General features: G+C 73.3%; 20 protein-coding genes and 1 riboswitch. Of the genes, 7 read left to right on the plus strand and 13 right to left on the minus strand.

Going from position 1 to position 26,665, the window contains the following annotated elements; all coding sequences use genetic code 11:
* Positions 1 to 15: 15 nt before the first annotated feature.
* From cobN to BS75_RS29850, 5 genes are all read right to left on the minus strand, one after another.
* Positions 16 to 3,684, minus strand: coding sequence for a cobaltochelatase subunit CobN (cobN, locus tag BS75_RS29830; protein WP_034090483.1), 3,669 nt, complete (start codon positions 3,682 to 3,684; stop codon positions 16 to 18).
* Positions 3,685 to 3,746: 62 nt separating this feature from the next.
* Positions 3,747 to 5,267: a cobyric acid synthase gene (locus BS75_RS29835; protein ID WP_034090484.1), complete on the minus strand. Its 1,521-nt coding sequence runs from the start codon at positions 5,265 to 5,267 to the stop codon at positions 3,747 to 3,749.
* A complete protein-coding gene (locus BS75_RS29840) occupies positions 5,264 to 6,220 on the minus strand; it encodes a cobalamin biosynthesis protein (protein ID WP_034090485.1) in 957 nt (318 codons plus the stop codon). Before BS75_RS29840 ends, BS75_RS29835 begins: the two co-directional genes overlap by 4 nt.
* 85 nt (positions 6,221 to 6,305) lie before the next feature.
* Positions 6,306 to 6,483, minus strand: a riboswitch (cobalamin riboswitch).
* A 176-nt stretch (positions 6,484 to 6,659) separates the two neighbouring features.
* Complete coding sequence (locus BS75_RS29845; RefSeq protein WP_034090486.1) at positions 6,660 to 6,935, minus strand: hypothetical protein; 276 nt, start codon at positions 6,933 to 6,935, stop codon at positions 6,660 to 6,662.
* Positions 6,936 to 7,079: 144 nt separating this feature from the next.
* Positions 7,080 to 8,495: an NAD(P)/FAD-dependent oxidoreductase gene (locus tag BS75_RS29850; protein ID WP_034090487.1), complete on the minus strand. Its 1,416-nt coding sequence runs from the start codon at positions 8,493 to 8,495 to the stop codon at positions 7,080 to 7,082.
* Between the two features lie 216 nt (positions 8,496 to 8,711).
* Between BS75_RS29850 and BS75_RS29855 the strand changes: the two genes are divergently transcribed.
* The 6 genes from BS75_RS29855 (at position 8,712) to BS75_RS29880 (ending at position 15,350) form a co-directional block, all read left to right on the plus strand.
* Positions 8,712 to 9,857 carry an alpha/beta hydrolase gene (locus BS75_RS29855; RefSeq protein ID WP_034090488.1) on the plus strand — a complete coding sequence of 382 codons (1,146 nt, stop codon included), beginning with the start codon at positions 8,712 to 8,714 and terminating at the stop codon, positions 9,855 to 9,857.
* A gap of 165 nt (positions 9,858 to 10,022) precedes the next feature.
* Positions 10,023 to 11,408: a hypothetical protein gene (locus tag BS75_RS29860; RefSeq protein ID WP_231607923.1), complete on the plus strand. Its 1,386-nt coding sequence runs from the start codon at positions 10,023 to 10,025 to the stop codon at positions 11,406 to 11,408.
* A gap of 92 nt (positions 11,409 to 11,500) precedes the next feature.
* Positions 11,501 to 12,844, plus strand: a complete 1,344-nt coding sequence (locus BS75_RS29865) for a glutamine synthetase family protein (protein WP_034090489.1) — start codon at positions 11,501 to 11,503, stop codon at positions 12,842 to 12,844.
* Complete coding sequence (locus BS75_RS29870; protein ID WP_034090490.1) at positions 12,844 to 13,962, plus strand: amidohydrolase family protein; 1,119 nt, start codon at positions 12,844 to 12,846, stop codon at positions 13,960 to 13,962. Before BS75_RS29865 ends, BS75_RS29870 begins: the two co-directional genes overlap by 1 nt.
* Before the next feature lie 139 nt (positions 13,963 to 14,101).
* Positions 14,102 to 14,758, plus strand: coding sequence for an NAD(P)-dependent oxidoreductase (locus BS75_RS29875; RefSeq protein WP_034090491.1), 657 nt, complete (start codon positions 14,102 to 14,104; stop codon positions 14,756 to 14,758).
* A 100-nt stretch (positions 14,759 to 14,858) separates the two neighbouring features.
* The gene (locus BS75_RS29880) at positions 14,859 to 15,350 is read left to right on the plus strand and encodes a MarR family winged helix-turn-helix transcriptional regulator (RefSeq protein ID WP_052069784.1); all 492 of its coding nucleotides are present in this window, start codon (positions 14,859 to 14,861) and stop codon (positions 15,348 to 15,350) included.
* Here BS75_RS29880 and BS75_RS29885 read toward each other — a convergent pair.
* Entirely contained in the window at positions 15,322 to 16,353 is a 1,032-nt protein-coding gene (locus tag BS75_RS29885) for an Lrp/AsnC family transcriptional regulator (protein WP_034090492.1), read from the minus strand. The genes BS75_RS29880 and BS75_RS29885 overlap by 29 nt on opposite strands.
* 142 nt (positions 16,354 to 16,495) lie before the next feature.
* Between BS75_RS29885 and BS75_RS29890 the strand changes: the two genes are divergently transcribed.
* On the plus strand, positions 16,496 to 18,070 hold the full coding sequence (locus tag BS75_RS29890) for an MFS transporter (RefSeq protein WP_231607925.1): 1,575 nt from the start codon (positions 16,496 to 16,498) through the stop codon (positions 18,068 to 18,070).
* A 108-nt stretch (positions 18,071 to 18,178) separates the two neighbouring features.
* Here BS75_RS29890 and pssA read toward each other — a convergent pair whose 3' ends face one another.
* The 7 genes from pssA to ccrA all read right to left on the minus strand — a co-directional run bounded on the left by pssA (position 18,179) and on the right by ccrA (position 26,313).
* The gene (gene pssA / locus BS75_RS29895) at positions 18,179 to 19,048 is read right to left on the minus strand and encodes a CDP-diacylglycerol--serine O-phosphatidyltransferase (RefSeq protein ID WP_081982705.1); all 870 of its coding nucleotides are present in this window, start codon (positions 19,046 to 19,048) and stop codon (positions 18,179 to 18,181) included.
* A complete protein-coding gene (locus tag BS75_RS29900; RefSeq protein WP_034090493.1) occupies positions 19,035 to 19,688 on the minus strand; it encodes a phosphatidylserine decarboxylase in 654 nt (217 codons plus the stop codon). The genes pssA and BS75_RS29900 overlap by 14 nt, the downstream gene beginning before the upstream one ends.
* 409 nt (positions 19,689 to 20,097) lie before the next feature.
* Positions 20,098 to 21,309 carry an acyl-CoA dehydrogenase family protein gene (locus BS75_RS29905; protein ID WP_034090494.1) on the minus strand — a complete coding sequence of 404 codons (1,212 nt, stop codon included), beginning with the start codon at positions 21,307 to 21,309 and terminating at the stop codon, positions 20,098 to 20,100.
* Between the two features lie 106 nt (positions 21,310 to 21,415).
* Positions 21,416 to 21,919, minus strand: coding sequence for a MaoC family dehydratase (locus BS75_RS29910; protein ID WP_034094030.1), 504 nt, complete (start codon positions 21,917 to 21,919; stop codon positions 21,416 to 21,418).
* A 5-nt stretch (positions 21,920 to 21,924) separates the two neighbouring features.
* Entirely contained in the window at positions 21,925 to 22,881 is a 957-nt protein-coding gene (locus BS75_RS29915) for an HpcH/HpaI aldolase/citrate lyase family protein (protein ID WP_034090495.1), read from the minus strand.
* A gap of 70 nt (positions 22,882 to 22,951) precedes the next feature.
* Positions 22,952 to 24,970, minus strand: coding sequence for a protein meaA (locus BS75_RS29920; protein ID WP_034094031.1), 2,019 nt, complete (start codon positions 24,968 to 24,970; stop codon positions 22,952 to 22,954).
* A gap of 5 nt (positions 24,971 to 24,975) precedes the next feature.
* Positions 24,976 to 26,313 (minus strand): crotonyl-CoA carboxylase/reductase, encoded by a 1,338-nt coding sequence (gene ccrA / locus BS75_RS29925; protein WP_034090496.1) that lies wholly within the window; start codon positions 26,311 to 26,313, stop codon positions 24,976 to 24,978.
* Positions 26,314 to 26,665: the final 352 nt, after the last annotated feature.

A 26,665-nucleotide genomic window follows, 5' to 3' on the forward strand; every position in this document is an offset into this window, starting at 1 on the left:
GCGTCGGTCGGGCGGTCATTCGCCGCCCTCCAGATCGCCTTCGAGCTCCAGGTAGGTGGCCCGCAGCCGGTCCAGGGTGTCCTGGTCCGGCTCGGCCCACAGCCGCCGCTCGGCGGCCTCCAGCAGCCGCTCGGTGATCCCGCGCAGCGCCCAGGGGTTGGACTGCCGCATGAACTCCTGGTTGGTCGCGTCGAAGACGTACTCCGTCGCCAGCTTCTCGTACATCCAGTCGTCCACCACCCCGGCCGTGGCGTCGTAGCCGAAGAGGTAGTCGACGGTCGCCGCCATCTCGAAGGCGCCCTTGTAGCCGTGCCGGCGCATCGCGGCCATCCAGCGCGGGTTGACCACCCGGGCCCGGAACACCCGGTGGGTCTCCTCGCCCAGGGTGCGGGTCTTCACCTGGTCCGGGGTGGCGCTGTCGCCGACGTACGCCTCCGGCGAGACGCCGGTGAGGTGCCGGACCATGGCCACCATGCCGCCGTGGTACTGGAAGTAGTCGTCCGCGTCGACCAGGTCGTGCTCGCGGGTGTCGATGTTCTTGGCCGCGACCGAGATCCGGCGGAAGGCCTGCTCCATGTCGCCCCGGGCCTGCCGCCCGTCCAGGCCCTTGCCGTAGGCGTAGCCGCCCCAGACCGCGTAGACCTCGGCCAGGTCGGCGTCGGAGCGCCAGTTGCGGGCGTCGATCAGCGGCAGCAGGCCCGCGCCGTAGGCGCCCGGCTTGGAGCCGAAGATCCGGGCCGTGGCCCGGCGCCGGTCGCCGTGTTCGGCGGTGTCCTGCTCGACGTGCGCCCGGACGTAGTTGACCTCGTCCGGCTCGTCCAGCGCCGCCACCGCCTGCACCGCGTCGTCCAGCAGCGCGACCACGTGCGGGAAGGCGTCGCGGAAGAAGCCGGAGATCCGGACCGTCACGTCCACGCGCGGGCGGCCCAGTTCGGCCGGCGGGACGATCTCGAAGCCGGTGACCCGGCGCGAGGCGTCGTCCCAGACCGGACGGCAGCCCAGCAGCGCCAGGATCTCGGCGATGTCGTCGCCCTGGGTGCGCATGCAGGAGGTGCCCCACACGGTCAGCCCGACCGAGCGCGGGTGCTCGCCGGTGTCGGCCAGGTAGCGCGCGATCAGCGAGTCGGCCAGGGCCTGCCCGACCTCCCAGGACAGCCGGGAGGGAATGGCCTTGGGATCGACCGAGTAGAAGTTCCGCCCGGTCGGCAGCACGTTGACCAGCCCGCGGGTCGGCGATCCCGAGGGCCCGGCCGGGACGTAGCCGCCGCGCAGCGCCCGGATGATGTGGGTCAGCTCGTCGGTGGTCCGGCCCAGCCGGGGCACCACCTCCTCCGCCGCGAACTCCAGCACCGCGACCGCCTCCGGCAGTCGGCGGCCCAGCACCGAGGCGACCAGCGGCTCCGCCGCCTCCGGCGACCAGTCGGCGGCCTCCATCCCCTCGGCCAGTCGGCGGCAGAGCTGCTCCAGCAGGTCCACCGCGTCCGAGCCGGTGCGTGACGGACCGTCGACCAGCTTGCGCAGTTCGGCACTCACCTCGACCGCCGCGCCCGGCTCGGCCAGCAGCCGCTTCTCCTCCAGGCCGAACTCCCGGGCCAACGAGGCCCGCAGGCCCGGTAGTGCGTCCGCCGCGCCGCCCCAGACCTGGGCCGAGCGCAGCACCGCCAGCACCAGGTTGACCCGGGCCTCGCCGACCGGCCCGCCGCCGAGGATGTGCAGCCCGTCGCGGATCTGCACGTCCTTGATCTCGCACAGGTAGCCGTCGATGTGCATCACGAACTCGTCGAAGGCGTCCTCCTCCGGCTGGTCCTCGACATGGAGGTCGTGGTGCAGCTCGGCGGCCTTCACCAGGGTCCAGATCTGCGCCCGGACGGCCGGGGCCTTGGCCGGGTCCAGGTCCTTCACCAGCGCGTACTCGTCCAGCAGCTGTTCCAGCTTGGCCAGGTCGCCGTAGGTGTCGGCGCGCGCCATCGGCGGCACCAGGTGGTCCACGACGGTGGCGTGGCCGCGCCGCTTGGCCTGGGTGCCCTCGCCCGGGTCGTTGACGATGAACGGGTAGATCAGCGGCAGCTCGCCGAGCACCGCGTCCGGGGCGCAGCCGGCCGAGAGGCCGAGGCCCTTGCCCGGCAGCCACTCCATGGTGCCGTGCTTGCCCAGGTGGATGACGGCGTCCGCGCCCCAGGACTGCTCCAGCCAGCGGTAGGCCGCCAGGTAGTGGTGCGAGGGCGGCAGGTCCGGGTCGTGGTAGATGGCGATCGGGTTCTCGCCGAAGCCGCGCGGCGGCTGGATCATCAGCACCACGTTGCCGAACTCCAGCGAGGCCAGCACGATCTCGTCGTCGTCGACGTAGAGGTTGCCGGGGGCCTCGCCCCAGTGCTGCCGGATGCCCTCGCGCAGCCCCGGCTCCAGCGACTCGAACCAGCCCCGGTAGTCGGCCAGCGGCACCCGCGCGGGCGCGGCCCGCAGCTGCTCCTCGGTCAGCCACTCGACGTCGTGGCCGCCGGCCGCGATCAGCCGGTGGATCAGCTCGTCGCCACCGGCCGGGTAGTCGCTGACGCCGTAGCCGGCCTCGCGCAGGGTGTCCAGCAGCCGGACAGCCGAGGCGGGGGTGTCCAGGCCGACGGCGTTGCCGACCCGGGAGTGCTTGGTCGGGTAGGCGGTGAAGACCACCGCGACCTTCTTCTCGGCGTTGGGCTTGTGCCGGAGTGCGGCGTGCCGCAGCGCGATCCCGGCGACCCGGGCGGCCCGCTCCGGGTCGGCGGCGTAGACCGGGATCCCGTCCGTGCCCATCTCCTTGAAGGAGAACGGGACGGTGATGATCCGGCCGTCGAACTCCGGGATGGCGACCTGCATCGCCGCGTCCATCGGCGAGAGCGCCGCGTCCGAGGCCTCCCAGACGGCCCGGCTGGAGGTCAGGCACAGCCCCTGCAGCACCGGGATGTCCAGCTCGGCCAGCGCCCCGATGTCCCAGGCCTCGTCGGAGCCGCCGGCCGAGGCGTCGGCGGCCACCGCACCTCCTGCTGCCAGCACCGTGGCCACCACCGCGTCGCAGCGGCCCAGCAGGGCGTAGAGCTCGGCGTCGGCGCCGCGCAGCGAGCCGCAGAAGACCGGCAGGGCGTTGCCGCCGCCGGCCTCGACCGCGTCGCAGAGGGTCTCCACGAAGGCGGTGTTGCCGGAGAGTTCGTGCGCCCGGTAGAAGAGCACGCCGACGGTGGGCCGGCCGGCGACGAACTCCCGTGCGCCGCTGACGCCGTACTGCGGCATCGGCTGGGCGGCGGTGAAGCCCTCACCGGTGAGCAGCACCGTGTCGGAGAGGAACCGGGCCAGCTCGGCCAGGTTGGCCGGGCCGCCCTCGACCAGGTAGGTCAGCGCCTCGGCGACCACCCCGGCCGGGACCGAGGAGAGCCCCATCAGCTCGGCGTCCGGCACCGCCTCGCCGCCGAGCAGCACGGTCGGCACGCCGGAGGCGGCGATCACCGCGAGCCCGTCCTCCCAGGCCCGGCGTCCGCCGAGGAGCCGGACCACGGCCACGTCCGCGCCGTCCACCAGGCCGCGCAGCTCCTCGCCGGGGTCGACCCGGGTCGGGTTGCCGATCCGGTAGCCGGCCCCGGCGGCGCGGGCCGCGAGCAGGTCGGTGTCGGCGGTGGACAGCAGCAGGACCGTCGCAGCGCGCGGTTCGGTGGCCACGTCGGGCTCCTTCGTGATCGTCAGGAAATCGGTTCGGGGTGGTGCGTTTTCGGGCTGCCCGGTCATGGCGCGCCCGGCGGGACGAACGGCAGGCCGGCCGGGACGCCGCCCTCGATCAGCCGCAGCAGGGCGTCGGTGTCGGCGTGCTGCTCGATCAGGTCGCCGAGGCGGTCGAGCCGTTCCTCCCGGGCGGCGGCGAAGCAGGTGTCCGGCGCGGGGGTGAAGTCCCGTCCGGAGCGGGCGGCGGCCTCGCGCAGCAGCGCGCGGCGGAAGCCGTCGTTCTCCAGCAGGCCGTGCCAGGTGGTGCCCCAGACCGCGTCCGCGCGGCAGCCGTCCAGGGCCTGGCCGGCGGAGTCGGTGACGAAGGGCTCGCCGCCGTCGACGTCGGCCACCCCGTGGTGGATCTCGTAGCCGAAGACGGTCTCGCCCAGAGCCCGTCCGACCGGCCGGGCCAGCGTCTTCTCGGCGGCGAACTCGATCCGCAGCGGCAGCAGTCCGAGCCCGTCGACCGTCCCGGCCCGGGACTCGACCCGGTCGGTGATGGTCCGGCCGAGCATCTGGTAGCCGCCGCAGACGCCGAGCACCGGCAGTCCCCGCTCGGCCCGGGCGGCCAGCGCCGCGTCCAGGCCGCGCTCGCGCAGCCAGGCCAGGTCGGCGACGGTGGACCGGGTGCCGGGCAGCACGACCAGGTCGGCGTCGGCCAGTTCCTCGGGCCGGGTCGCCCAGCGCACCAGCACGCCCGGCTCCTGGGCGAGGGCGTCGATGTCGGTGAAGTTGGACAGCCGGGGCAGCCGCACCACCGAGACCCGCAGCACCTCCCGGCCGTGCGCGGCGCCGCCGGGCGCGCGGTCGACGATCCCGGCCAGGTCCAGCGAGTCCTCGGCGTCCAGCCACAGCCCCGGCAGCATCGGCAGCACGCCCAGGCTCGGACGGTGGGTCAGCTGCCGCAGCATGTCCAGACCAGGCTGCAGCAGCCGGACGTCGCCGCGGAACTTGTTCACGATCCAGCCGCCGACATGCCGCTGGTCCTCGGCCGACAGCAGCGCCAGCGTGCCGAACATGGCCGCGAACACCCCGCCCCGGTCGATGTCCCCGACCACCACCACCGGCAGCGAGGCGGCCGTGGCCAGGCCCATGTTGGCGATGTCCCGGTCACGCAGGTTGATCTCGGCGGGGGAGCCCGCGCCCTCGCAGACCACCACGTCGTAGCGGGCGCGCAGGTCGGCCAGGCAGTCCAGGGCGGTGCGCAGCAGCGCGGGCTTGCGCTCGCGGTAGTCCAGCGCGCCGACCTCGGCGACCGGGCGGCCCAGCACCACGACCTGGCTGCGGCCGTCCGCGCCGGGCTTGAGCAGCACCGGGTTCATCGCCGCCTCCGGCTCGACCCCGGCCGCCGCCGCCTGCATCGCCTGGGCCCGGCCGATCTCGGCGCCGTCCAGGGTGACGAAGGAGTTCAGCGACATGTTCTGCGCCTTGAACGGCGCGACCTTGACGCCCTGTCGGGCCAGCCAGCGGCAGATGCCGGCGGTGACCACGCTCTTGCCCGCGTCCGAGGTCGTCCCAGCGACCAGCAGTGCGCCGTTCATCGTCGCCTCCCCCTCTTCCCGATCACACTGCTCGCCAGTACGGCCGCTCCGGCCGCCAGCAGTCCCACCCGCCGGGAGAGCACGCAGGCGCGTTCGATGTCCGCGACCGCCACCGGCCGCGCCCCCGCGCCCAGCACCGGTCGGTGCTCTTCGCGGGTGCCGTAGCGCAGCGTCCCCCCGAGTCGTACCCCGAGCGCGCCCGCGAACGCCGCCTCCGCCTGGCCGGCGTTGGGGCTCGGGTGGGCGGAGCTGTCGCGGCGCCAGACCCGCCAGGCGTCGGCGCGGCGCGCGGGCTCGGCGGCGGCGACCGTCAGCAGCGCGGTCAGCCGTGCGCCCGGCCAGCCGGCCACGTCGTCCAGCCGGGCCGAGGCCCAGCCGAAGCGGAGGTGGCGCGGTGAGCGGTGGCCGACCATGGCGTCCAGGGTGTTCACCGCGCGGAACGCCAGCAGCCCGGGCGTGCCCGCGAGCGCGCCCCAGACCAGGGCGTTGACCACGGCGTCGGCGGTGTTCTCGGCGACGGACTCGACCACGGCGCGGGCGACCTGCTGCTCGGTCAGCTCCCGGGGGTCGCGTCCGCAGAGGTAGGGCAGCCGCTCCCGGGCCGCGGCGAGGTCGCCGGACTCCAGCGCCCCGCCGATGGTGCGGGCCTCGCGGACCAGCGAGGCGCCGCCGAGCACGGTCCAGGTGGCGGCGGCGGCCAGCGCCGCGCGGCCCGGCGCCGAGTCGCGCACCAGCCGGTCGGCGGCCAGCGCCCCCAGCGCGACCGAGCCGACGCTCAGCGCGGTGAAGGCGGCCCCGGCGTCCCGGCGGTCCCGCCACAGCCGTCGCTCCAGTGCGCCGGCGGCCCGGCCGAAACCGGCCACCGGGTGCCCGCGCCGGGGGTCGCCGAGGACCGCGTCGGCCGCGTAGCCGGCGGCGACGCCCAGCGCGAAGGCGCTGCGCACGGCGGTCAGTGGGGCGACTGCGCAGGGACGGCGGCAATCGGCGGCAGGGGGGAGGCGCGCATGGCGTGGATGTCCTCACTCAGGGTCCGCGCCCTGGATCGACGAACCGGGGGCGAGAGTCTCCTGGCTTCCGGATCGACACGCTTCCGGGCCTTCCCGCAGCGGAACCGAGCTGCCGTGGCCGATGTTCGAAAGCGCTCCCCGGTGACAGTGGCGGGACCGCGCCGGATTCGCACCGGCTTCCTCTCCATGCCTCCGTATGGCCCATTGATCCCACCATGCGGCCGGATGACGCGTCAACACGCCGTCCAGCGACGATGGTCACACCAGAGGCCCGGCCTGGTTGCTCTGGCCGGGCCCGCTCCGCGACCCGGCCCGAGCAAGCCGGGCCGGGCCCGCTCCGCGACCCGGCCTGAGCAGTTGGGCCGGGCCCGCTCCGCGACCCGGCCTAAGCCGCGCTGTCGCGCCCCTGCACGCTCGGCGGGTTGATGCTGCCGGTGATCTGCCGCGGCTGGTTCCTGACCAGGCTCAGCAGCTCCGCGCCGCCCTGGGTGAGCTGGGCGACCGGCGTGGACCGGTTCTGCGGGCCGCTCTCGATCTGCCGTCGGAGCACCTGCTCGGCCGGACTCGCCGGCGGTCGGAGCATCCGGTCCTCGAACCAGGCGAGGCCGAGGATGACGAGCAGCCCCAGCGGGGCGACGAGCAGCCAGGTAAGAACAGCCATGGGCACTCCTTGGTCGTCGAGTGCTGCGCTCCGGTCACCCCCGGATCCAAGCCTCGGCCCCGGGTGCGGATTCCGCATCTCGGAGTGCCCACGACCGGTCGCTCTGTGTCAGAGTCCCTGGTGGAAGCCGTTCCCCCGGCGCGGTCAGTGCCGCCCGGAGATCACGTCGGCGACCCTGGCGATCGGCGAGGTGGTCGCCCGCCCGGCCAGCTCCTGCCGGTCCGCCGCGTGGTAGGCCGCGTACATCCCGTGGACGCCGATCCAGCGGAACGGCTCCGGCTCCCAGCGGCGGACCTGGTGGCCGACCCAGGGCAGTGCCGTCAGCTCGGTGCCCTCGGTGCCGTGCAGCTCCCGCAGCACCAGGTCGCGCAGGGTCCGCGCGGCCAGGTTGGTGGTGGTCACGCCGCTGCCGACGTAGCCGCCGGCCCAGCCGAGGCCGGAGACCCGGTCCAGCTCGACGGTGGAGCACCAGTCGCGCGGCACGCCGAGCACGCCCGACCAGGCGTGGTCGATCCGGACGTCCTTCGCCGCCGGGAAGAACCGGGTGACGATCTCCCGCAGCTGGTCGATGGTCTGCTGCGCGGTCACGCCGTCGTTGTCGGTCCGCGAGCCGAAGCGGTAGGGCACGCCGCGCCCGCCGAGCGCGATCCGGTCGTCGGCGGTGCGCTGGGCGTACATGTACGCGTGCGCCATGTCGCCGAGGGTCTCCCTGGCCTCCCAGCCGACCGAGTCCCAGAAGGACTGCGGCAGCGGCTCGGTGACGACCATGGAGGAGTTCATCGGCAGCCAGGAGCGCCGCTCCCCGCGCAGCGCCGAGGTGAAGCCCTCGGTGGCGCGCAGCACGAACCGCGCCGAGACCGTGCCCCGCGCGGTCACCGCCCGGGCCGGCCGGCCCGCCTCGGCCGGCAGGATCTCGGTGACCGCGCTGCCCTCGTGGACCACCACGCCCAGCGACTCCACCACCCGGGCCAGCCCCTGCACCAGCTTGGCCGGCTGGATCCGCGCGCCGTGCGGGGTGTAGCTGCCGCCGAGGGTCCCGGCGACATTGATCCGCGCCGTCGCCTCGGCCGCGCTCAGCAGCACGTGGTCGGTCTCGCCGTAGGCGTGCTCGCCGTCGACGTAGCCCTGCAGCCGGGACAGCTGGGCCGGGGTGTAGGCGACCTCCATCATCCCGCCCTTGACGATGTCCGCGTCGATGGACTCGGCCGCGCAGACCTCGATCACCTCGTCCACCGCGCGGTTCATCGCCTGCTGCATGGCGACCGCGCCCGGCTTGCCGTACTTCCGGGCGAAGACCCCGCGCCCGGCGAAGCCGTTGTAGAGCCAGCCGCCGTTGCGGCCGGACGCGCCGTAGCCGCAGAAGCGCTGCTCCAGCACCGTGATCCGGAGTCCCGGGTCGGCCTTCTTCAGGTAGTAGGCGGTCCACAGGCCGGTGTAGCCGCCGCCGACGATGCAGATGTCGGCCTCGGCCGAGCCGTCGAGGGGCGTGCGCGGCGCGGGGAGTCCCAGCGCCGAGTACCAGAACGAGACACCGCCGTTGGCGATGGCTGACGTGCCCATCAGGGGACCTGCTTCCGGAGCGGGGGGAAATGTAGCGATGGGGGACCGTAACCATCGGCGCTGAGCAGCAGCAATGCGCAGACTGTCACCCTTGTGGAGGCAAACGGGACACAGCGTCGGATGGACGCGCCCGACTGGCGGGATCGGGGGCCCGGTACTGGGATGGAGGGAAGGCACGGACCGACAGGGACGGACCGGCGGACTCTCGGGAGCGACATGCGTTGGGGACGGGCAGCAGCGGTCGCCGGTGCGGCGGCCCTCGGAGCGGGCGCCGCGGCACTGATCGCAGGGCGGGCCGTGTCCGAGTTCTCGGTGCGGACCGGGGGCGACGCGCCCGCCGACGCCGGCGGGCTGCGGGTGCACACCGCCGGTGACGGGAAGGTCGAGCTGACCCGGAGCGTCGAGACGCTCCGCCCCGGACGCTACGCGCTGGAGTGGGACACCCCCTTCGGCCCGGCCCGCACGGTGATCGGCCCGGTCCTGGGCACCACCCCGCAGAGCGTGGTCCGGCGGCTGGTGAACCCGGACGGCTCGACGCCCTCGGACGGTTCGGCGCCGCCGGCCGGGACCCCGGTCCGGATGACCCCCCGGGTCTACGCCGGGGACCCGCACAGCGCCCTGGGCCTGCCCTACAACGAGGTCGAGGTGCGCGGCGAGCTCGGCCCGATGCCGGCCTGGCACCTGCCGGGCGCCCGGGGGGTGTGCGTGGTCGCGGTCCACGGCATCGGCGCCGACCGGGAGCAGGTGCTGCCGCTGCTGCCGCTGTTCCACCGGCTGAAGCTGCCGGTGCTGGCGGTGACCCTGCGGAACGACGAGGGCGCCCCGCCCTCGCCGGACGGCCTCGCCCACGCCGGCGACACCGAGTGGCGCGACGTCGAGGCCGCCGTCCAGCTGGTGCTGGACGGGACCGCCGACAGCGTGCTGCTCTACGGCTGGTCCACCGGGGCGACGACGGTGCTGCAGACCTTCGACCGCTCCCCGTGGCGGGACCGGGTGCGCGGGATCGTCCTCGACTCGCCGGTGCTGGACTGGCGCGACACCGCCCGTCGGCAGGCCACCCGGCGGGGCGTGCCCGGCTCGCTCGCCGCGCTCGGCGTCCGGGCCGCCGAGGGCCGCGCCGGGGTGGACACCGCCGCCATCGACCGGATCGCCCTGGGCGCCGAGATCGACGTCCCGCTGCTGCTGCTGCACAGCCCCGACGACACCGTGGCGCCGATCGACCCGGTCCGCCGGCTCGCCGCCAACACCGAGGAGTGGGTGCTGTTCCGGGAGTTCCCCTGGGCCGAGCACGAGGCCCTGTGGAACGCCGACCCGAAGGGCTACGACGAGATCCTGCGCCGCTACCTCACCCCCCTCCTGTGACCCATCCGTCACCAATCCGGGACACGTTGGAAGCCGCCGCGCCTGAGGATGTGACAACTGCCATGCCAACGGGGAAGACTGCACGGCGTGACGTCCCGGAACTCGCGCGACCGTGATGCCCGACCCACGGGTGGCACCGCTCAGGTGACCAGGCTGCCCACGGCTGTGCGTCCCACGCAGCCGCACAGCAGCACCCAGCCCCGACCCTCGACCCAAGCCCGCCGCACCCCACCGGCCGGGCTGCCAGGACCCGCCCAACTGTCCCCACTGGCCCGACGGCTGCTCGCCGACGCGGTGCGGATCGCCCACTGGGCGGGTGACCTCCCCAGCGTCGACCGGCGCGGGGACCTGCACGAGGCCGACGCCCACGCGGCCGGCCTCGCTCTGGGACTGACCATGCCCGCCGCCGCCGAGGCCTGGGAGCGGGCCCGGCTCACCGGGCTGGTCGAGCTCCGCGGCACCGGCGCCGTCCCCGGCTGGCGGCTGCACGCCTGGGCCCACGACGACGAGGCCGTGCTGCGCGGCTGGGCGGCGCTCTTCGACGCCTGGACGCTGCTGGTGCCGGTCCCCGACCGGGCGCTCACCTCGCTGGCCGGGCTCGCCGTCGACCACGCCCCGCAACTGCTCTCCTTCCTGCACCTGGTGGACGACCCGGTGCCGCTCAGCGAGCTGCACGAGCTGCTGCGGCGCGGCCTGGAGGAGCAGTGGCACGGGGGAGTGCACCCATCCCTCGGCGCGCCCGTCCCGCACGCGGCCTGGGCCGTCTCGGCGGTGCGCGGCGACAGCGCCCTCGCGCTCACCCTCACCCCGGGCCCGGCCGAGGTGGCCGACGTCCTCGACTGGATGCTCGACGGCTTCGCCGCCGTGGGCGCCCTCAACCGCACCCAGGGCGAGGCCGGCGAGCCCTGCGCCGACCTCACCCCACTCGGCCACTGGGCGGTCCGGGCCAAGCTCGAAGAGATCTGCACGGTCGCCCAGACCGCGGCCGGCCACATCGAGCAGTCGGCGCTGGAGCTGCTCAGCGCCTGTGCCGGCTACTCGCCGGGCCCCGCCCGCGCCGAGTACCGGGCCTGGCTGGCGGCCCGTCAGACCGACCGGGCCGTGGCCGACCTGCTCGCCGTCGCCCGGGGCGAGGACGCGCTGCTGCGCGGCCTGGCCTTCGAGGCGCTGCGGGTCGCCGGGCACCCGGCCGAGCCCGCCGTCCGCGACTGCGCGGAGGAGCCGCTGCTGCGCCCCTACGTGCTGCTGTGGCTGGCCGAGCAGACCGACGAGGGGGTGCTGCCCTCGGACGTCCTCGGCCAGGACGACGCCGCGTGGCTGTGGGTCGACACCGGCGCGGCCGTGCTGGAGCACGGCGACACCGCGATGCTGGTCCGCCATGTCCAGGGCGCCGCGGACGGCGACCCGAGCCGGCTGTTCGCGCTCGCCCGCCGGATCGGCCACCCCCGGGCCGGGCAGGTGCTGGCCGCGGTCGCCTCCGCCCACCCCGATCCCGGTGTGGCCCGTGCGGCGCGCCGCAGTGCCTTCAGCGTCCACGAGGGCGGACGCTGACCCGGACGACAGCCGACGGGGCCCGCCGGGCCCGAGAGGAGTCCGCAGTGGGTCCAAGGGCAGTGGGTCCAAGGGCAGTGGGTCCAGAGGCAGTGGGTCCCAGGGCAGGGGAGACCGGTGCCGAGCCGCCGCGGGTGACCGCGGCCCGGCTCGGCGGCGCGGGCGTGGTCGGGCTGGCGCTGAGCTTCGTCGACAACGCCGGGATCGCCCGGGTCAAGGGCGTCCCGATCGCCCGGCTCGCGGACGCGGCCGAGCAGGGCGTCGGGATGTCGCCGGTGTTCGACACCTTCCTGGTGGACGACTCGACCACGCAGGGCCGCTGGCTCGGCGGCCCCGACGGCGACCTGCGGCTCTTCCCCGACCTCGGCCGGGCCGTCGCCCTCGCCGCCCAGCCCGGCTGGGCCTGGGCCCCGGCCGACCGGTACCACCAGGACGGCCGCCCCTACGCCGCCTGCCAGCGGCAGTTCGCCGCCCGCACGGTGGCCCGCGCCGCCGGGCACGGGCTGCGGCTGCTGGCCGCGTACGAGGTGGAGTGGACCGTACGGCGCGAGGACGGCAGCCTGCCGACCGGGGGTCCGGCCTACGGGCTGCACCGGCTCACCGACCTCTCCGACTACCTCCGCGACCTGCTGACCGCCCTGGACGAGCAGGGCCTGGCCGTCCAGCAGCTGCACCCCGAGTACGCCCCGGGGCAGTTCGAGGTCTCCGTGGCCGCCGAGGACCCGGTCGCCGCGGCCGACACCACCGTCCTGGTCCGGCACACCGTCCGGGCCGTGTCCGCGGCCCACGGGCTGCGCGCCTCGTTCGCCCCCGCGGTCGCGCCCGGCGGCGTCGGCAACGGCGCCCACCTGCACGTCAGCCTCTGGCGGGAGGGGCGGAACCTGCTCACCGGCGGCCCGGGACGGCACGGTCTGCGCGAGGAGGGCGAGGCGTTCCTGGCCGGGGTGCTGGCGGAGCTGCCCGCACTGCTGGCGATCGGCGCACCCAGCCCGGCCTCCTACCTCCGGCTGGTGCCCTCGCACTGGGCCGGGGCCCACCACTGCTGGGGCCCGGAGAACCGCGAGGCGGCGCTGCGGCTGGTGCCGGGCCTGCCCGGACGCCCGGAGACCGCCAACGCCGAGGTCAAGTGCTTCGACGGGGCGGCCAACCCCTACCTGGCGGTCGGCGCGGTGATCGCCGCCGGACTGGCCGGGATCGAGGCCGGCGCGGTGCTGCCGGAGGAGGTCGGCGGCGACCCCTCGGACCGGCCCGGCGTCCCCCGGCTGCCGCAGTCGCTGCCGGAGTCCCTGGCCGCCTTCGCGGCCTCGGAGGTGCTCCGGGAGGCCCTCGGCGAGGTCGCCCACGACACCTTCGCCGCGGTCCGCCGGGCCGAGGCGCAGCTGCTGGCCGGTCTTGACCCGGAGGCCCTGATCGACGCCACCCGCTGGCGCTACTGATGCGCGCGGCGGAGTGGACGGACCTGCCGCTGCTCGACCACCACTGCCACAGCGTGGTCGCCGCCGAGCTCTCCGACGACGGCTTCGCCTCGCTGCTCACCGAGTCCGACCGGCCCCCGGCGCCGGGCACCACGCCCTGGGACGCCGCCCTCGGCCTGGCCGTGCGCCGCTGGTGCCCTCCGGCGCTCGGCCTGGAGCCGCACGCCCCCGCCGCGACCTATCTGGCCCGCCGCCGCGAGCTGGGCCCGCAGGCGGCCGCACAGCGGCTGCTGCGGGCCGCCGGTCTTGAGACCTGCCTGGTCGACACCGGGCTGACCGAGGCGGCCGGTCTGCCGCTGCTGGGTCTCGCCGCCCTCGGCGCCACCGGCGCGGTCCGGGTCCGCGAGGTCGTCCGGCTGGAGACCGTCGCCGAGACCCTGCACGGCGCCACCACCGCCACCCGCTTCGCCGGGGCGTTCGCCGCCGCCCTCGCCACCGCGACCACCGGGGCGGTGGCGGTGAAGTCGGTCCTCGCCTACCGCCACGGCCTGGGCATCGACCCGGAGCGCCCGGCCCCGGCCGCCGTCGCCTGCGCGGCCGGGGAGTGGCTGTCCGCCGCCGGGCCCCGGCTGGACCACCCGGTGCTGCTCCGCCACCTGCTCTGGACCGCGCTCGACCTCGGGCTGCCGATCCAGCTGCACACCGGCTTCGGCGATCCCGACCTGGCCCTGCACCGGGCCGACCCGGCGCTGCTCGCGCCCTTCGTCCGGGCGGCCGAGCCGACCGGCGTCCCGCTGGTGCTGCTCCACTGCTACCCCTACCACCGGCAGGCGGCCTGGCTGGCCCAGGCCTTCCCGCTGGTCCACTGCGACCTCGGGCTGACCCTCTCCTACGCCGGGCCCGGGGCCGCCCGGGTGCTGGCCGAGTTCCTGGAGCTGGCGCCCTTCGGCAAGCTGCTCTTCTCCACCGACGCCTACGGCCTGCCGGAGCTGTTCCTGACCGGCGCGGCGGCCTTCCGCCACGCCCTGTCCACGGTGCTCCGGTCCTGGACCGACGAGGGCGCCTGCGCGCCCGCCGACACCGCGCGGCTGGCCGGGCTGGTCGCCTCCGGCAACGCCCGGCGGGTCTACTCCCTCTGAGGAGCCGCTCCGAGGCCGAGGCGCCTCCGGCTGCCGAGAACTTCCGGCTCGCGGAAATAATCCCTGACTTGTCAGACGTTATGCCTGGTGACCGGACGGGGACATTCCGTCGGGGAACCACGAGGAGAGGCAGGAACCCATGGCCAGGATCGCCGTCATCGGAGCCAACGGAAGCATCGGTCAGCGCATCGTCACCGAGGCGCTGAACCGGGGCCACCAGGTCACCGCCGTCGTCCGGAAGCCGGAGGACTACACCCGCACCGCCGAGGGCCTCGGTGTCACCGCCGGGGACGTGCTCGACGCCGTCTCGGTGGCCCGGGTCGCGGCCGGGCAGGACGTCCTGGTCAGCGCCGTCGGCGGCGGCTACGGCGACGGCCCCGGCCACGCCGCGCTGATCGAGCCCGCCGCCCGCGCCCTGGTCGAGGGCCTGCGGACGCTCGGCGCCGACGCCCCCCGGCTGATCGCCGTCGGCGGCGCCGGCAGCCTGGAGACCGCCCCCGGCGTCAAGGTCTGGGACGCGCCCGGCCTGCCGGAGTGGCTGCTCCAGATCATGCACGCCCACGGCGACGCCCAGGAGCACTACAACTCCGTCACCGACGTGCGCTGGACCGTCCTCAGCCCGGCCGGCACCATCGAGGCCGGCGAGCGCACCGGCGACTACCGCACCGGTACCGAGCAGTTGGTCGTCGACGCCGAGGGCCGCAGCTACATCACCGCGGAGGACTACGCGGTGGCGCTGGTCGACGAGATCGAGGAGCCGCAGCACATCGGCCGGCGCTTCACGGCCGCCCGCTGAGCGGAGCCGCCCGCTGAGCGGAGCCGCAGCGGAGCGGTACGGTAGGGGTCCGGTTCGTTGAGCAAGCGACAGGCGCCAGGCGGCGGAGAGGGCGGCGCCCATGACGGAACGTCAGGAGATCGGCTCCGCCGCCGAGGCGGTCGCCGACGAGCGGATCCAGGCCTTCGGCGTGGTGCTCACCACCGCCGCCCGGCTGGAGCGGCTGCTCGGTCTGGCGATGGAGCGCGACAGCGGGCTCACCCACCCGATGTTCGAGGTGCTGCTGCTGCTCGCCGCCGCCCCCGGGGGCGTGCCGATGGGGGACCTCTCCCGGGGGCTGGTGCTGACCAGTGGCGGGGCGACCCGGCTGGTCGACCGGATGGTCGAGGCCGGGCTGGTAGCCCGCGAGCGCTCGCGCGAGGACAAGCGGGTGCAGGTGGTCACCATGACCCCGGCCGGCTCCGAGCGGATGGTCGAGGCGGCCCGGCGGCACGCCGCCGAACTGGAGCGGCATGTCTACGACGTGCTGGCGCCGGAGCAGATCCGGGCCGTCATCGACGGCCTGGACCAGCTGGGGCGGCATGTCAGCGACGCCCTCCCGCCGCTGGGCTGACCCGTCCCGCCGCGCTGCGCGTCAGGGCGGGCCTGACCAGCGGTCCGGCGCCCTTCACCGAGCGGATGATCGGCGCCGTCTCGACCTGCCTGATCGCCGGCAGCGAGGCGATCCGGGTGGTCAGGTAGGTGTAGACGGCGGGGGTGTCCCGGCAGAGCACCACCGCGTGCAGATTGGTCCGGCCGGTGGTCGCGCAGACGTAGGCCACCTCCGGGTGGTCGGCCAGCGCCTGCCCGGTCGCGGCCAGCTCGGACGGGGCGACCGAGAGCCAGAGCATCGCCCGCGAGGCGGTGCCGAAGATCTCGTGCCCGAAGTCCACGTCCAGATAGAGCGCCCCGCACTCGCGCAGCTCCGCCATCCGCCGCCGGACCGTGCTCTGCGACCAGCCGGTGGCCTCCGCCAGCTCGGTCAGCGGCGCCCGGCCGTCCTGGAACAGCACCGCCAGCATCCGCCGGTCGCCCTCGTCCAGCCGGACCGGCCCGGAGGCGGCGCGGACCGCCGGCGGGGGGCCGAGCCGCTCGATCTGCTCCCGGCTGAGCGTGCTGGACTTGCTGAACAGGCTCAGCGAGCCGCCGAAGAAGGTGTGCATCACGCAGTGCGCGGTCACCCCGATCACGCTGGGCGTCCGCGGCAGCCGCTGCAGCAGCAGCGCGTGCTCGTCCTCGCCCGGGGCGGAGCGGACGATGCAGGTGATCTCGGTGCCCCCGGAGTTCAGGTTCACCCAGCTGGTGTCGTCCCGGCGGGCCAGCGCCCCGGCGACCGCGGAGGCGGCGGCGGGCGAGCACTGCACCCGGACCAGCCAGCGGTCCTCGCCCAGGGCCACCGGATCGGTCAGCCCCATGGTCCGCAGCCGTCCGGCGGTCAGCAGCCGGGTGTAGCGGCGGGCGACGGTCTGGTCGGACACGCCCAGCACCTCGGCGATCCGGCTGAACGGGAGCCGGGCGTCGAGCTGGAGCGCGTGCACGAGTTGCCGGTCCAGCTGGTCGAAGTCGTCGGATTCCATCATCTCAGGCTAGAGGATGTCGGAATAGGTCGGAACTTCGGCGCTGGCTGTGGTGGCACCGGTCCCGGACGGGACGATGGGGGGCACAGGCCGCCGTCTGCGGACCGCGGCCGTGAAGCCTGCCGAAGGAAGCTGTACCGCTGTGAACCAGTCCCCCTCCCAACCGGAGTCCGCCATGCGCAAATGGATACCTCTGGTCGCCATCTGCCTCGGCACTTTCATGCTGCTGGTCGACGTCAGCATCGTGAACGTCGCCCTGCCGCAGATGGCCACCGACCTGCACTCCTCGTTCACCTCCCTGCAGTGGGTCGTGGACATGTACGCCCTGGTCCTCGCCGCCCTGCTGATGGTGGTCGGCACCCTCGGCGACCGGCTGGGCCACCGCCGGCTGTACCTGATCGGGCTGGTCGTCTTCGCGCTCGCCTCGCTGGCCTGCGGCCTGGCGCCCAACGCCGGGGTGCTGATCGCCTCCCGCGCGGTCCAGGGCATCGGCGGCGCGGCGATGCTGACGTCCACCACCTCGCTGCTGAACGCCGCCTACCAGGGCCGCGACCGGGGCACGGCCTTCGGCATCTGGGGCGCGGTCAGCGGTGCCGCCGCAGCCGTGGGACCGGTCCTCGGCGGGCTGCTCACCGACTCCATCGACTGGCGGGCGATCTTCTTCGTCAACCTGCCGATCGCGGCCGCCGCCGTGGTGATGTCGCTGCGCTTCCTGCAGAACGACGCCGGCCGGGCCGGCGGACGGCTGGACTACGCCGGCGCGCTCAGCTTCACCGTCTTCGCCGGGTCGCTCACCTACGGCCTGATCGAGAGCGCCGGCGACGGCTGGGGCAGCACCACGGTGCTGGGCTCGCTGGGTCTCGCGGTGCTCGCCCTGATCGTCTTCGTGGTGGTCGAGAGCCGCAGCGGCAACCCGCTGCTCGACCTCTCGCTGATGCGCAACCGCACCTTCGCCGGGCTCAGCATCGCGGCCCTGCTGCTCAACGCCGCGGCCTTCGCCCACCTCACCTACACCTCGATCTGGCTGCAGTCGGTGCTGGGCCTCAGCCCGATCCAGGCCGGCCTGGTGGTCTGCCCGCTGGCGATCTCCTCCTTCGTGGTCGCCAGCCTCAGCGGCAAGTTCTTCCACAAGCTGGCGCCGCAGTGGCCGATCGGCATCGGCCTGATCCTGATCGGCGCCGGCGCGCTGCTGTTCAGCCTGGTCTCCACCGGCTCCGGCTGGACCGTGATCCTGCCCGGCCTGATCGTCAGCGGCCTGGGCGTCGGCCTGGCCACCCCGATCATGATGTCCTCGGCGATGGCCGCCGTGCCGCGCCAGCGGGCCGGGATGGCCAGCGGCGCGATCAACACCGGGCGCCAGCTCGGCTACGCCCTGGGCATCGCGGTGCTGGGCACGGTCTTCGCCAACCGGATCCAGAGCTTCGTGGCCGCCAGCGGCCAGGTCGCCGACCCGCACCAGGCCGCCTCCGCGCTCGGCGGCGGCCGGGCCGGGGCGGTGCTGGCCCAGGTCCCCGCCGACCACCGGGCCGCCGCCGAGCACCTGGTGCACGGGGCCTTCGCGGCCGGCCTGGACCAGGTCTACCTGACCGCCGGGATCATCGGCCTGGTGGCCGGTGCCCTGGTGCTGCTGCTGGTCCGGCGCTCCGACGCGCCGCCGCCGTGGGCGGCCGCGGCCGAGGGCGGCAAGCCCGCCGAGGCGGCCGCCGGCGCCCACTGAGCAGCCCCGGGCGACAGCCCCGGGCAGCGAAAGCGCCCGGGTGGCACGAAAGCGGCCCCCGTCACCGTCGTCCGGTGGCGGGGGCCGCTCGCGGTCCTGCGGTGGTGCTCAGGCGTTGCGCGATCCGGCCCGGCGGGCGCGGACGTCGCTGACCTTGCGGCGGATCACCATCAGCGGCGCCACCAGCGCCAGCGTGACCTGCAGGCTGGCACCGATGTGCAGCAGCGTGTAACCGCCGGGCGCGCCGGTCGCCCAGGCGGCGAGGCAGCCCATGCTGACGACGATCCAGGCGAGCGTGGCGGTGGCCAGCACGCCGTGCGGCTTGGGGTACTCGACCTTGCTCACCATCAGCGCGGCCACGGCGACGATGCCGATCATGGCCGGGATGAACGGCGGGTCGAGCAGCACGATGGAGATGACCGTCAGCGCGCCCATCGGACAGGGCATGCCCTGGAACACCCCGGGCCGCATGGTGGTGCAGGAGAAGCGGGCCAGCCGCAGCACCACCGCGAGCAGCACCATGATGGCGATGCCCGCCGAGATCCGCTGGTGCGCGCCGTTGGAGACCATGCCCCAGACGACGACGAAGTAGGCGGGGGCGATCCCGAAGCTGATCAGGTCCGCGAGGTTGTCCAGCTCGGCGCCCAGGGCGGAGCTGCGCAGCTTGCGGGCGACCAGCCCGTCGAACAGGTCGCACATGGAGCCGATCAGCAGCAGCGTGACGGCGGTCGCGGCGCTGCGCCGGTCCCCGCTCGGGGCCGCGCCGGTCAGGTGCGGGATCAGCACCCCGGTGGTGGTGAAGTAGATCGCGAGGAAGCCGCAGACCGCGTTGCCGAGGGTGAGCACGTCGGCCGTGGAGAGGTGCTGCGGGGAACGCGGCCCGCGCAGCTCGCGGTCGCGCGCCCAGCGCAGCCGGCGGACCGCATGGTCGCCGTCCGCTTCGGACTCCTGGAGGGTCTCCGGGTCAGTCACGGTCAAGACGAGTCACCCCTGCCGCGGTGCGCTGTCCGACCACCACTCCGGGCTCGACGCCCTCGGGCAGGTAGGTGTCGACGCGCGAGCCGAAACGGATCAGGCCGATCCGCTCGCCCTGCTCGACCTTGCTGCCCGCAGGGAGGTAGGGGATGATCCGCCGGGCGACCGCGCCGGCGATCTGCACCATCTCGATGTCACCGAGCTCGGTGTCGAAGTGCCACACCACCCGCTCGTTGCGGTCGCTGTCCTTGTTGAACGCGGGGACGAACCCGCCGGCGACGTGCTCGACCGAGGTGACGTTGCCCGCCAGCGGCGCCCGGTTGACGTGCACGTTGAGCGGGCTCATGAAGATCGCGACACGGGTGCGGCCGTCCGGCCAGGCGTCGATGCTCTGCACCACGCCGTCGGCCGGGGAGATCACCCGACCCGCGCCGACGGTGCGCTCCGGGTCGCGGAAGAACCACAGCATCCCCGCGCTCAGCGCGGAGGCGGGTACGGCCGCCACGGCCCAGGCGCGGTTGCGCCGGGCGAGAGCGGTGGTGGCCACTGCGGTGAGCACGGTGGGTACGAGCCAGGGCGAAGCGCCGCGTGCCAGCGTGACACGGGGACGGTTCGCGGATCGTGGGGACGGACTGAGGGGCATCGAAGACCTTTGTCGCGGGGGCCCGGAGCACGGCTGACGCCGGAGGTTTCCGGCGCGATGACCGCGCGGTGGGGCCGCGTGATCGAGGGGTTCGGGGACATGACTGTCCTCGGGGATGCTATCGGCAGCGGGCGGTGCACAGGCAACCCTCGGGTGGCCGGAGAGCCGTCCGCGGTCGTACCCCTGCCTTCGAACGTAGACGCGTTCCCCGCTCCCGGCCAAGGGTTTTGCCGGATCGGTGACAACTCTCTCAGGGATGACCTGGGGGCTTGTTGTAGTGCGCCGGGTGCGGGCCGTTCTAACGCGCGCCGAGACGCACTGTAGGGAGAATGGCGAAATCGGCCGGATCTTTCAAGATCCGGCCGATTTTCGACCTGATTAATGTACCCGGCCGTGCCGCCCCCGGGGGTCAGTCCGCGAGCCGGTAGTCCTCCAGCAGCCGCCGGCCGATGATCATTTTCTGGATCTCCGCCGTGCCCTCGCCGATCAGCAGCATCGGGGCCTCCCGGTACAGCCGCTCGATCTCGTACTCCTTGGAGAAGCCGTAGCCGCCGTGGATCCGGAACGAGTCCTCCACGACCTCCTTGCAGTACTCGGCGGCCAGGTACTTGGCCATGCCGGCCTCCAGGTCGTTGCGCTGCCCGGAGTCCTTCTTCCGGGCGGCCATCACCATCATCTGGTGCGCGGCCTCGACCTTGGTCGCCATCTCGGAGAGCTTGAACTGGATCGCCTGGTGCTCGGCGATCTTCTTGCCGAAGGTGGAGCGCTGCTGGGCGTAGCGGATGCCCAGCTCGAACGCCCGCTGGGCGACCCCGCAGCCGCGCGCGGCCACGTTCACCCGGCCCACCTCGACGCCGTCCATCATCTGGTAGAAGCCGCGACCGGAGGCGCCGCCGAGGACCATGTCGGCCGGTACCCGGACGTCCTCCAGGATCATCTCGGTGGTGTCGACGCCCTTGTAGCCCATCTTCTCGATCTTGCCGGGGATGGTCAGCCCGGGGACGCTCTCGTTGGGGCCGAAGCCGGGCGTCTTCTCGATCAGGAAGGTGGTCATCGACTTGTGCGGGGGTGAGCCCTCCGGCCGGCCCTCGTCGGTTCGGCAGAGCACCGCGACCAGGGTGGAGGTGCCGCCGTTGGTCAGCCACATCTTCTGCCCGTTGACCACGTAGTCGTCCCCGTCGCGGACGCCCTTGGTGCGGATCGCCGAGACGTCCGAGCCCAGGCCGGGCTCCGACATCGAGAAGGCGCCGCGCACCTCGCCGGTGGCCATCCGCGGGAGGAAGCGGTCCTTCTGCTCCTGGGTGCCGTGCTGGGCGATCATGTACGCCACGATGAAGTGGGTGTTGACGATCCCCGAGACCGACATCCAGCCGCGCGCGATCTCCTCCACCACCAGGGCGTAGGTGAGCAGAGACTCGCCGAGGCCGCCGTACTCCTCCGGGATCATGAGCCCGAACAGGCCCATCTCCTTCATGCCCTCGACGATCTCGGCCGGGTACTCGTCGCGGTGCTCCAGCTCGGTGGCGACCGGAATGATCTCCTTGTCGACAAAGTTCCGGACCGTGGCGAGGATGTCCTGCTGGATCTCGGTGAGGCCTTCGGTCTGGGCGAGGCGTCCCATGACAGCTCCTGTGAGGGCGGGAGGGCGGTGCGGGGCAGAAGAGGGGGGCGGATGCCCTCCGGTCGTGGCAGTGACCGCAGGGCACCCGGGTCGGGGGCGGCGCGGGTCAGCGCAGCGGCTCGGGGCGGCCGGGCTGCTCGCCGCCGCGCTCCTTGATGTAGGTCTCGGTGGGAACCATGACCTTGCGGCGGAAGATGCAGACGACGGTGCCGTCCTGCTTGTAGCCCTTGGTCTCGACGTACACGATGCCGCGGTCGGACTTGGACTTCGACGGGGTCTTGTCCAGGACGACGGTCTCGCCGTAGAGGGTGTCGCCGTGGAAGGTCGGCGCGATGTGCTTGAGCGACTCGACCTCCAGGTTGGCGATGGCCTTTCCGGAGACGTCGGGAACCGACATTCCCAGCAGCAGAGAATAGATGTAATTGCCAACCACGACGTTCTTTCCGAAGTCGGTGGTCTTCTCCGCGTAGTTGCTGTCCATGTGCAGCGGGTGGTGGTTCATGGTCAGCAGGCAGAACAGGTGGTCGTCGTACTCGGTGATGGTCTTTCCGGGCCAGTGCTTGTAGACCGCTCCGACCTCGAACTCCTCGTAGGTGCGTCCGAACTGCATCTGGATCACGCCTCCGGAATCTGGAAGGAGCTGGTGCGCCTGAGGCCGGCGTTGCGCCCCTTGCCGGCGACGACCAGGGCCATCTTGCGGCTGGCCTCGTCGATCATCTCGTCGCCGAGCATGGCCGAGCCCTTGGCGCCGCCCTCGGCCGAGGTGCACCAGTCGTAGGCGTCCAGGATCAGCTCGGCGTGGTCGTAGTCCTCCTGGCTGGGGGAGTACACCTCGTTGGCCGCGTCGACCTGGCCGGGGTGCAGCACCCACTTGCCGTCGAAGCCCAGCGCCGCCGAGCGCCGGGCGACCTCGCGGTAGCCCTCGACATTGCGGATCTGCAGGTAGGGGCCGTCGATCGCCTGGAGGTCGTGCATCCGGGCGGCCATCAGGATCCGCATCAGGATGTAGTGGTACGCGTCGGCGCCGTAGCCGGGCGGCTGCTCGCCGACGACCAGGGTCTTCATGTTGATCGAGGCCATGAAGTCGGCCGGGCCGAAGACGATGGTCTCCATCCGGGGCGAGGCGCCGGCGATGGCGTCGACGTTGACCAGGCCCTTGGCGTTCTCGATCTGCGCCTCGATGCCGATCCGGCCGACCTCGAAGCCCATGGTCTTCTCGATCTGGGTGAGCAGCAGGTCCAGGGCCACGATCTGCTGGGCGTCCTGGACCTTGGGCAGCATGATGCAGTCGAGGTTCTGTCCGGCGCCCTCGACCACGGTGACCACGTCGCGGTAGGTCCAGTGGGTGGTCCAGTCGTTCACCCGGACGACGCGGGTCTTGCCGGTCCAGTCGCCCTTGTTGAGGGCGTCCACGATGGTGTGGCGGGCGCCCTCCTTGGCGATCGGCGCGCAGGCGTCCTCCAGGTCCAGGAAGACCTGGTCGGCGGGCAGGCCCTGGGCCTTCTCCAGGAAGCGCGGGTTGCTGCCCGGGACGGCCAGGCAGGAACGGCGGGGGCGAAGACGGTCGGTCATTCGTTCGGTCCTCTGCGGGTGTGAGGGTGGGAATGGAGGGTCCGGCGGCTGCGACTCTATTGCGGGCCCGCTAGGGCGCAGGTGTGACCTTCCACGCTTCGAGTCCGTGGGCCAGCCGGATCTCGTCGACGATCCGGCCGATGATGGTGGTGATGCCGAAGTCCTTGGGGGTGAACACCGCGGCGACGCCCTGGGCGAGCAGCGCCTGCTCGTCGGCGAGCGGGATGATTCCGCCGACGATCACCGGCACGTCCTCCACCCCGGCCCGGCGCAGCCGCCGCAGCACGTCCGGCACCAGTTCGGCGTGGGCGCCGGAGAGGATCGACAGACCGACGCAGTGGACGTCCTCGGCGACGGCCGCCGAGGTGATCTGCTCCGGCGTCAGCCTGATCCCCTGGTAGACCACCTCGAAGCCGGCGTCGCGGGCCCGGACGGCGATCTGCTCGGCGCCGTTGGAGTGCCCGTCCAGACCGGGCTTGCCGACCAGCAGCCGCAGTCGGCCGCTGCCCAGCTCCTCGGCGGTGGCGGCGACGGCCGCGCGGACCGCCCGCAGCTCCTCGTTGCCCTCGCCGCCGATCGGGCCGGTGACCGGTGCGCCGCCGACGCCGGTGGGGGCGCGGTACTCGCCGAAGACCTCGCGCAGGGCGAAGGACCACTCGCCGGTGGTCACCCCGGCCCGGACGCAGTCCAGGGTGGCCGGCACCAGGTTGGCCGGGGTCGCGGCCAGCCGCTTCAGCTCGGCCAGTGCCGCCTGCGCGGCCGGCTCGTCGCGCTGCTCGCGCCAGCGGCCGAAGGCCTCGGCGACGGCCCGCTCCGAGTCCGGGTCGACCTGCATGATCGCGGTGTCCAGGTCGGCGGTGAGCGGGCTGGGCTCGGTGGTCTCGAAGCAGTTGACGCCGACGACCTTGTCCGCGCCGGACTCGATCCGGGCCCGCCGCTCGGCGTGCGAGCCGACCAGCGCGGCCTTGAGGTAGCCGGACTCGACGGCCGGCACCACCCCGCCCATGCCGAGCACCTTCTCGATCTCCGCGTTCGCGCCGTCGACCAGCTCGGCGACCTTGGCCTCGACCACATGGCTGCCGTCGAAGAGGTCGCCGTACTCCAGCAGGTCCGACTCGTAGGCCAGCACCTGCTGGATCCGCAGCGACCACTGCTGGTCCCAGGGCCGGGGCAGGCCCAGCGCCTCGTTCCAGGCCGGGAGCTGCACCGCGCGGGCGCGGGCGTCCTTGGACAGGGTGACCGCCAGCATCTCCAGCACGATCCGCTGGACGTTGTTCTCCGGCTGCGCCTCGGTCAGCCCCAGGGAGTTGACCTGCACCCCGTAGCGGAACCGGCGCTGCCGGGCGTCGGTGATGCCGTAGCGCTCGCGGGTGACGGTGTCCCAGATCCGGCCGAAGGCGCGGAGCTTGCACATCTCCTCGACGAAGCGGACGCCGGCGTTGACGAAGAAGGAGATCCGCGCGACCACCTCGCCCATCTGCTCCGGCGCGACCTGCCCGCCGTCGCGGACCGCGTCCAGCACCGCGATGGCGGTGCACATCGCGTACGCCAGCTCCTGGACCGGGGTGGCCCCGGCCTCCTGGAGGTGGTAGCTGCAGATGTTGATCGGGTTCCACTTGGGGATGTTCGCCACCGTGTAGGCGATCATGTCGGTGGTCAGCCGCAGGCTGGGTCCGGGCGGGAAGACGTGCGTCCCGCGCGACAGGTACTCCTTGACGATGTCGTTCTGGGTGGTGCCGGTGAGCTTGGCGATGTCCGCGCCCTGTTCCTCCGCGACGACCTGGTACATCGCCAGCAGCCACATGGCGGTGGCGTTGATCGTCATGGAGGTGTTGGTGCGTTCCAGCGGGATGCCCTCGAACAGCGCCCGCATGTCGCCGAGGTGGCTCACCGGCACGCCGACCCGGCCGACCTCGCCCTTGGCCAGGACGTGGTCCGGGTCGTAGCCGGTCTGGGTCGGCAGGTCGAAGGCGACCGAGAGGCCGGTCTGACCCTTCGCCAGGTTCCTGCGGTAGAGCTCGTTCGAGGCGGCGGCGGACGAGTGTCCGGCGTAGGTCCGCATCAGCCAGGGGCGGTCGCGCTCAGCCATGCTGCTCACTCACCTCGGAATCGGTTGATCGCCGGCAGGTGCTTGGCGCGGAGCTCGGCGTTCCGGACGCCCAGCCCCTCCTGCGGGGCCAGGCAGAGCACGCCGACCTTGCCCTGGTGCTTGTTGTGGTGCACGTCCAGCGCGGCCTGGCCGGTCTCGGCCAGGGTGTACGTCTTGGACAGGGTGGGGTGGATCTTCCCCTTGGCGATCAGCCGGTTGGCCTCCCAGGCCTCGCGGTAGTTGGCGAAGTGCGAGCCGACGATGCGCTTCAGCGACATCCACAGGTAGCGGTTGTCGTACTGGTGCATGTAGCCGCTGGTGGAGGCGCAGGTGACGATGGTGCCGCCCTTGCGGGTGACGTAGACCGAGGCGCCGAAGGTCTCCCGGCCCGGGTGCTCGAAGACGATGTCGACGTCCTCACCACCCGTCAGTTCCCGGATCCGGCCGCCCAACCGCTTCCACTCGCGCGGGTCCTGGTTGTGCTCGTCCTTCCAGAACTTGTAGCCCTCGGCACTGCGGTCGATGATCGCCTCGGCGCCCATCGCCCGGCAGATGTCGGCCTTGGTGTCGCTGGAGACCACGCAGATCGGGGTGGCGCCGCCGGCCAGCGCGTACTGGGTGGCGTACGAGCCCAGGCCGCCGCTGGCGCCCCAGATCAGCACGTTGTCCCCTTGCTTCATCCCGGCGCCGTTGCGGGAGACCAGCTGCCGGTAGGCGGTGGAGTTCACCAGCCCCGGCGAGGCCGCCTCCTCCCAGGTCAGATGGGCGGGCTTGGGCATCAGCTGGTTGGACTTGACCAGCGCCACCTCGGCCAGGCCGCCGAAGTTGGTCTCGAAGCCCCAGATCCGCTGCTCCGGGTCGAGCATGGTGTCGTTGTGCCCGTCGGCGCTCTCCAGCTCGACGCTGAGGCAGTGCGCGACCACCTCGTCGCCCGGCTTCCAGGCGTGGACGCCGGGGCCGGTGCGCAGCACCACGCCCGCGAGGTCCGAACCGAGGACGTGGTAGGGCAGGTTGTGGCGGGCGGCCTCGGGCGACAGCTTTCCGTAGCGGTCGAGGAAGCCGAAGGTGGAGACCGGCTCGTAGATCGAGCTCCACACGGTGTTGTAGTTCACCGAGCTGGCCATCACCGCGACCAGGGCCTCGCCCGGGCCGAGTTCGGGGACCGGGACCTCGTCCAGGTGGAGCGACTTGCGCGGGTCCTTGTCGCGGCTGTCGAGGCCGGCGAACATCTGCTCCTCGTCCCGGTGGAGCGTGACCGCCCGGTAGGACTCGGGGACGGTGAGCGCGGCGTAGTCGGCCGGGCTCGCGTCCTCGCTGAGGATGGCTTCGAGGATTTCCTTCATGGCTGCCTCCGGCGGCGTACCTGTTGAGGGGGACAGGGTGCGTCGAGATGGGGGTACCGGGAGCGGACACCGGCGGGGAGTTACGGGGTTTCAGTCGCATGGGTGAAGCGGGTTGCTGCACTCCGCGCAGGGGTGGCGCGCGGCTCCTGGACAGGGCGCGCCAGGTGGGGAGCCGCGGCGCCGCGACCAGTGGGTAACAACGTACTGGCACCCTGTGCCAGTCGTAAAGACACTGGGTGCCAGCAATTTCGGCGGCCGCGCGTGAGCGTCGTCACGTTTCGCCCCAGTGGCCCCGGCCGTCCACCCACACCCCTCGGGAACGCCGCAGGCCCGCCCGGAAGGATCCGGACGG

This window comes from Streptacidiphilus albus JL83, assembly GCF_000744705.1.
GTDB classification, from domain to species: Bacteria; Actinomycetota; Actinomycetes; order Streptomycetales; family Streptomycetaceae; genus Streptacidiphilus; species Streptacidiphilus albus.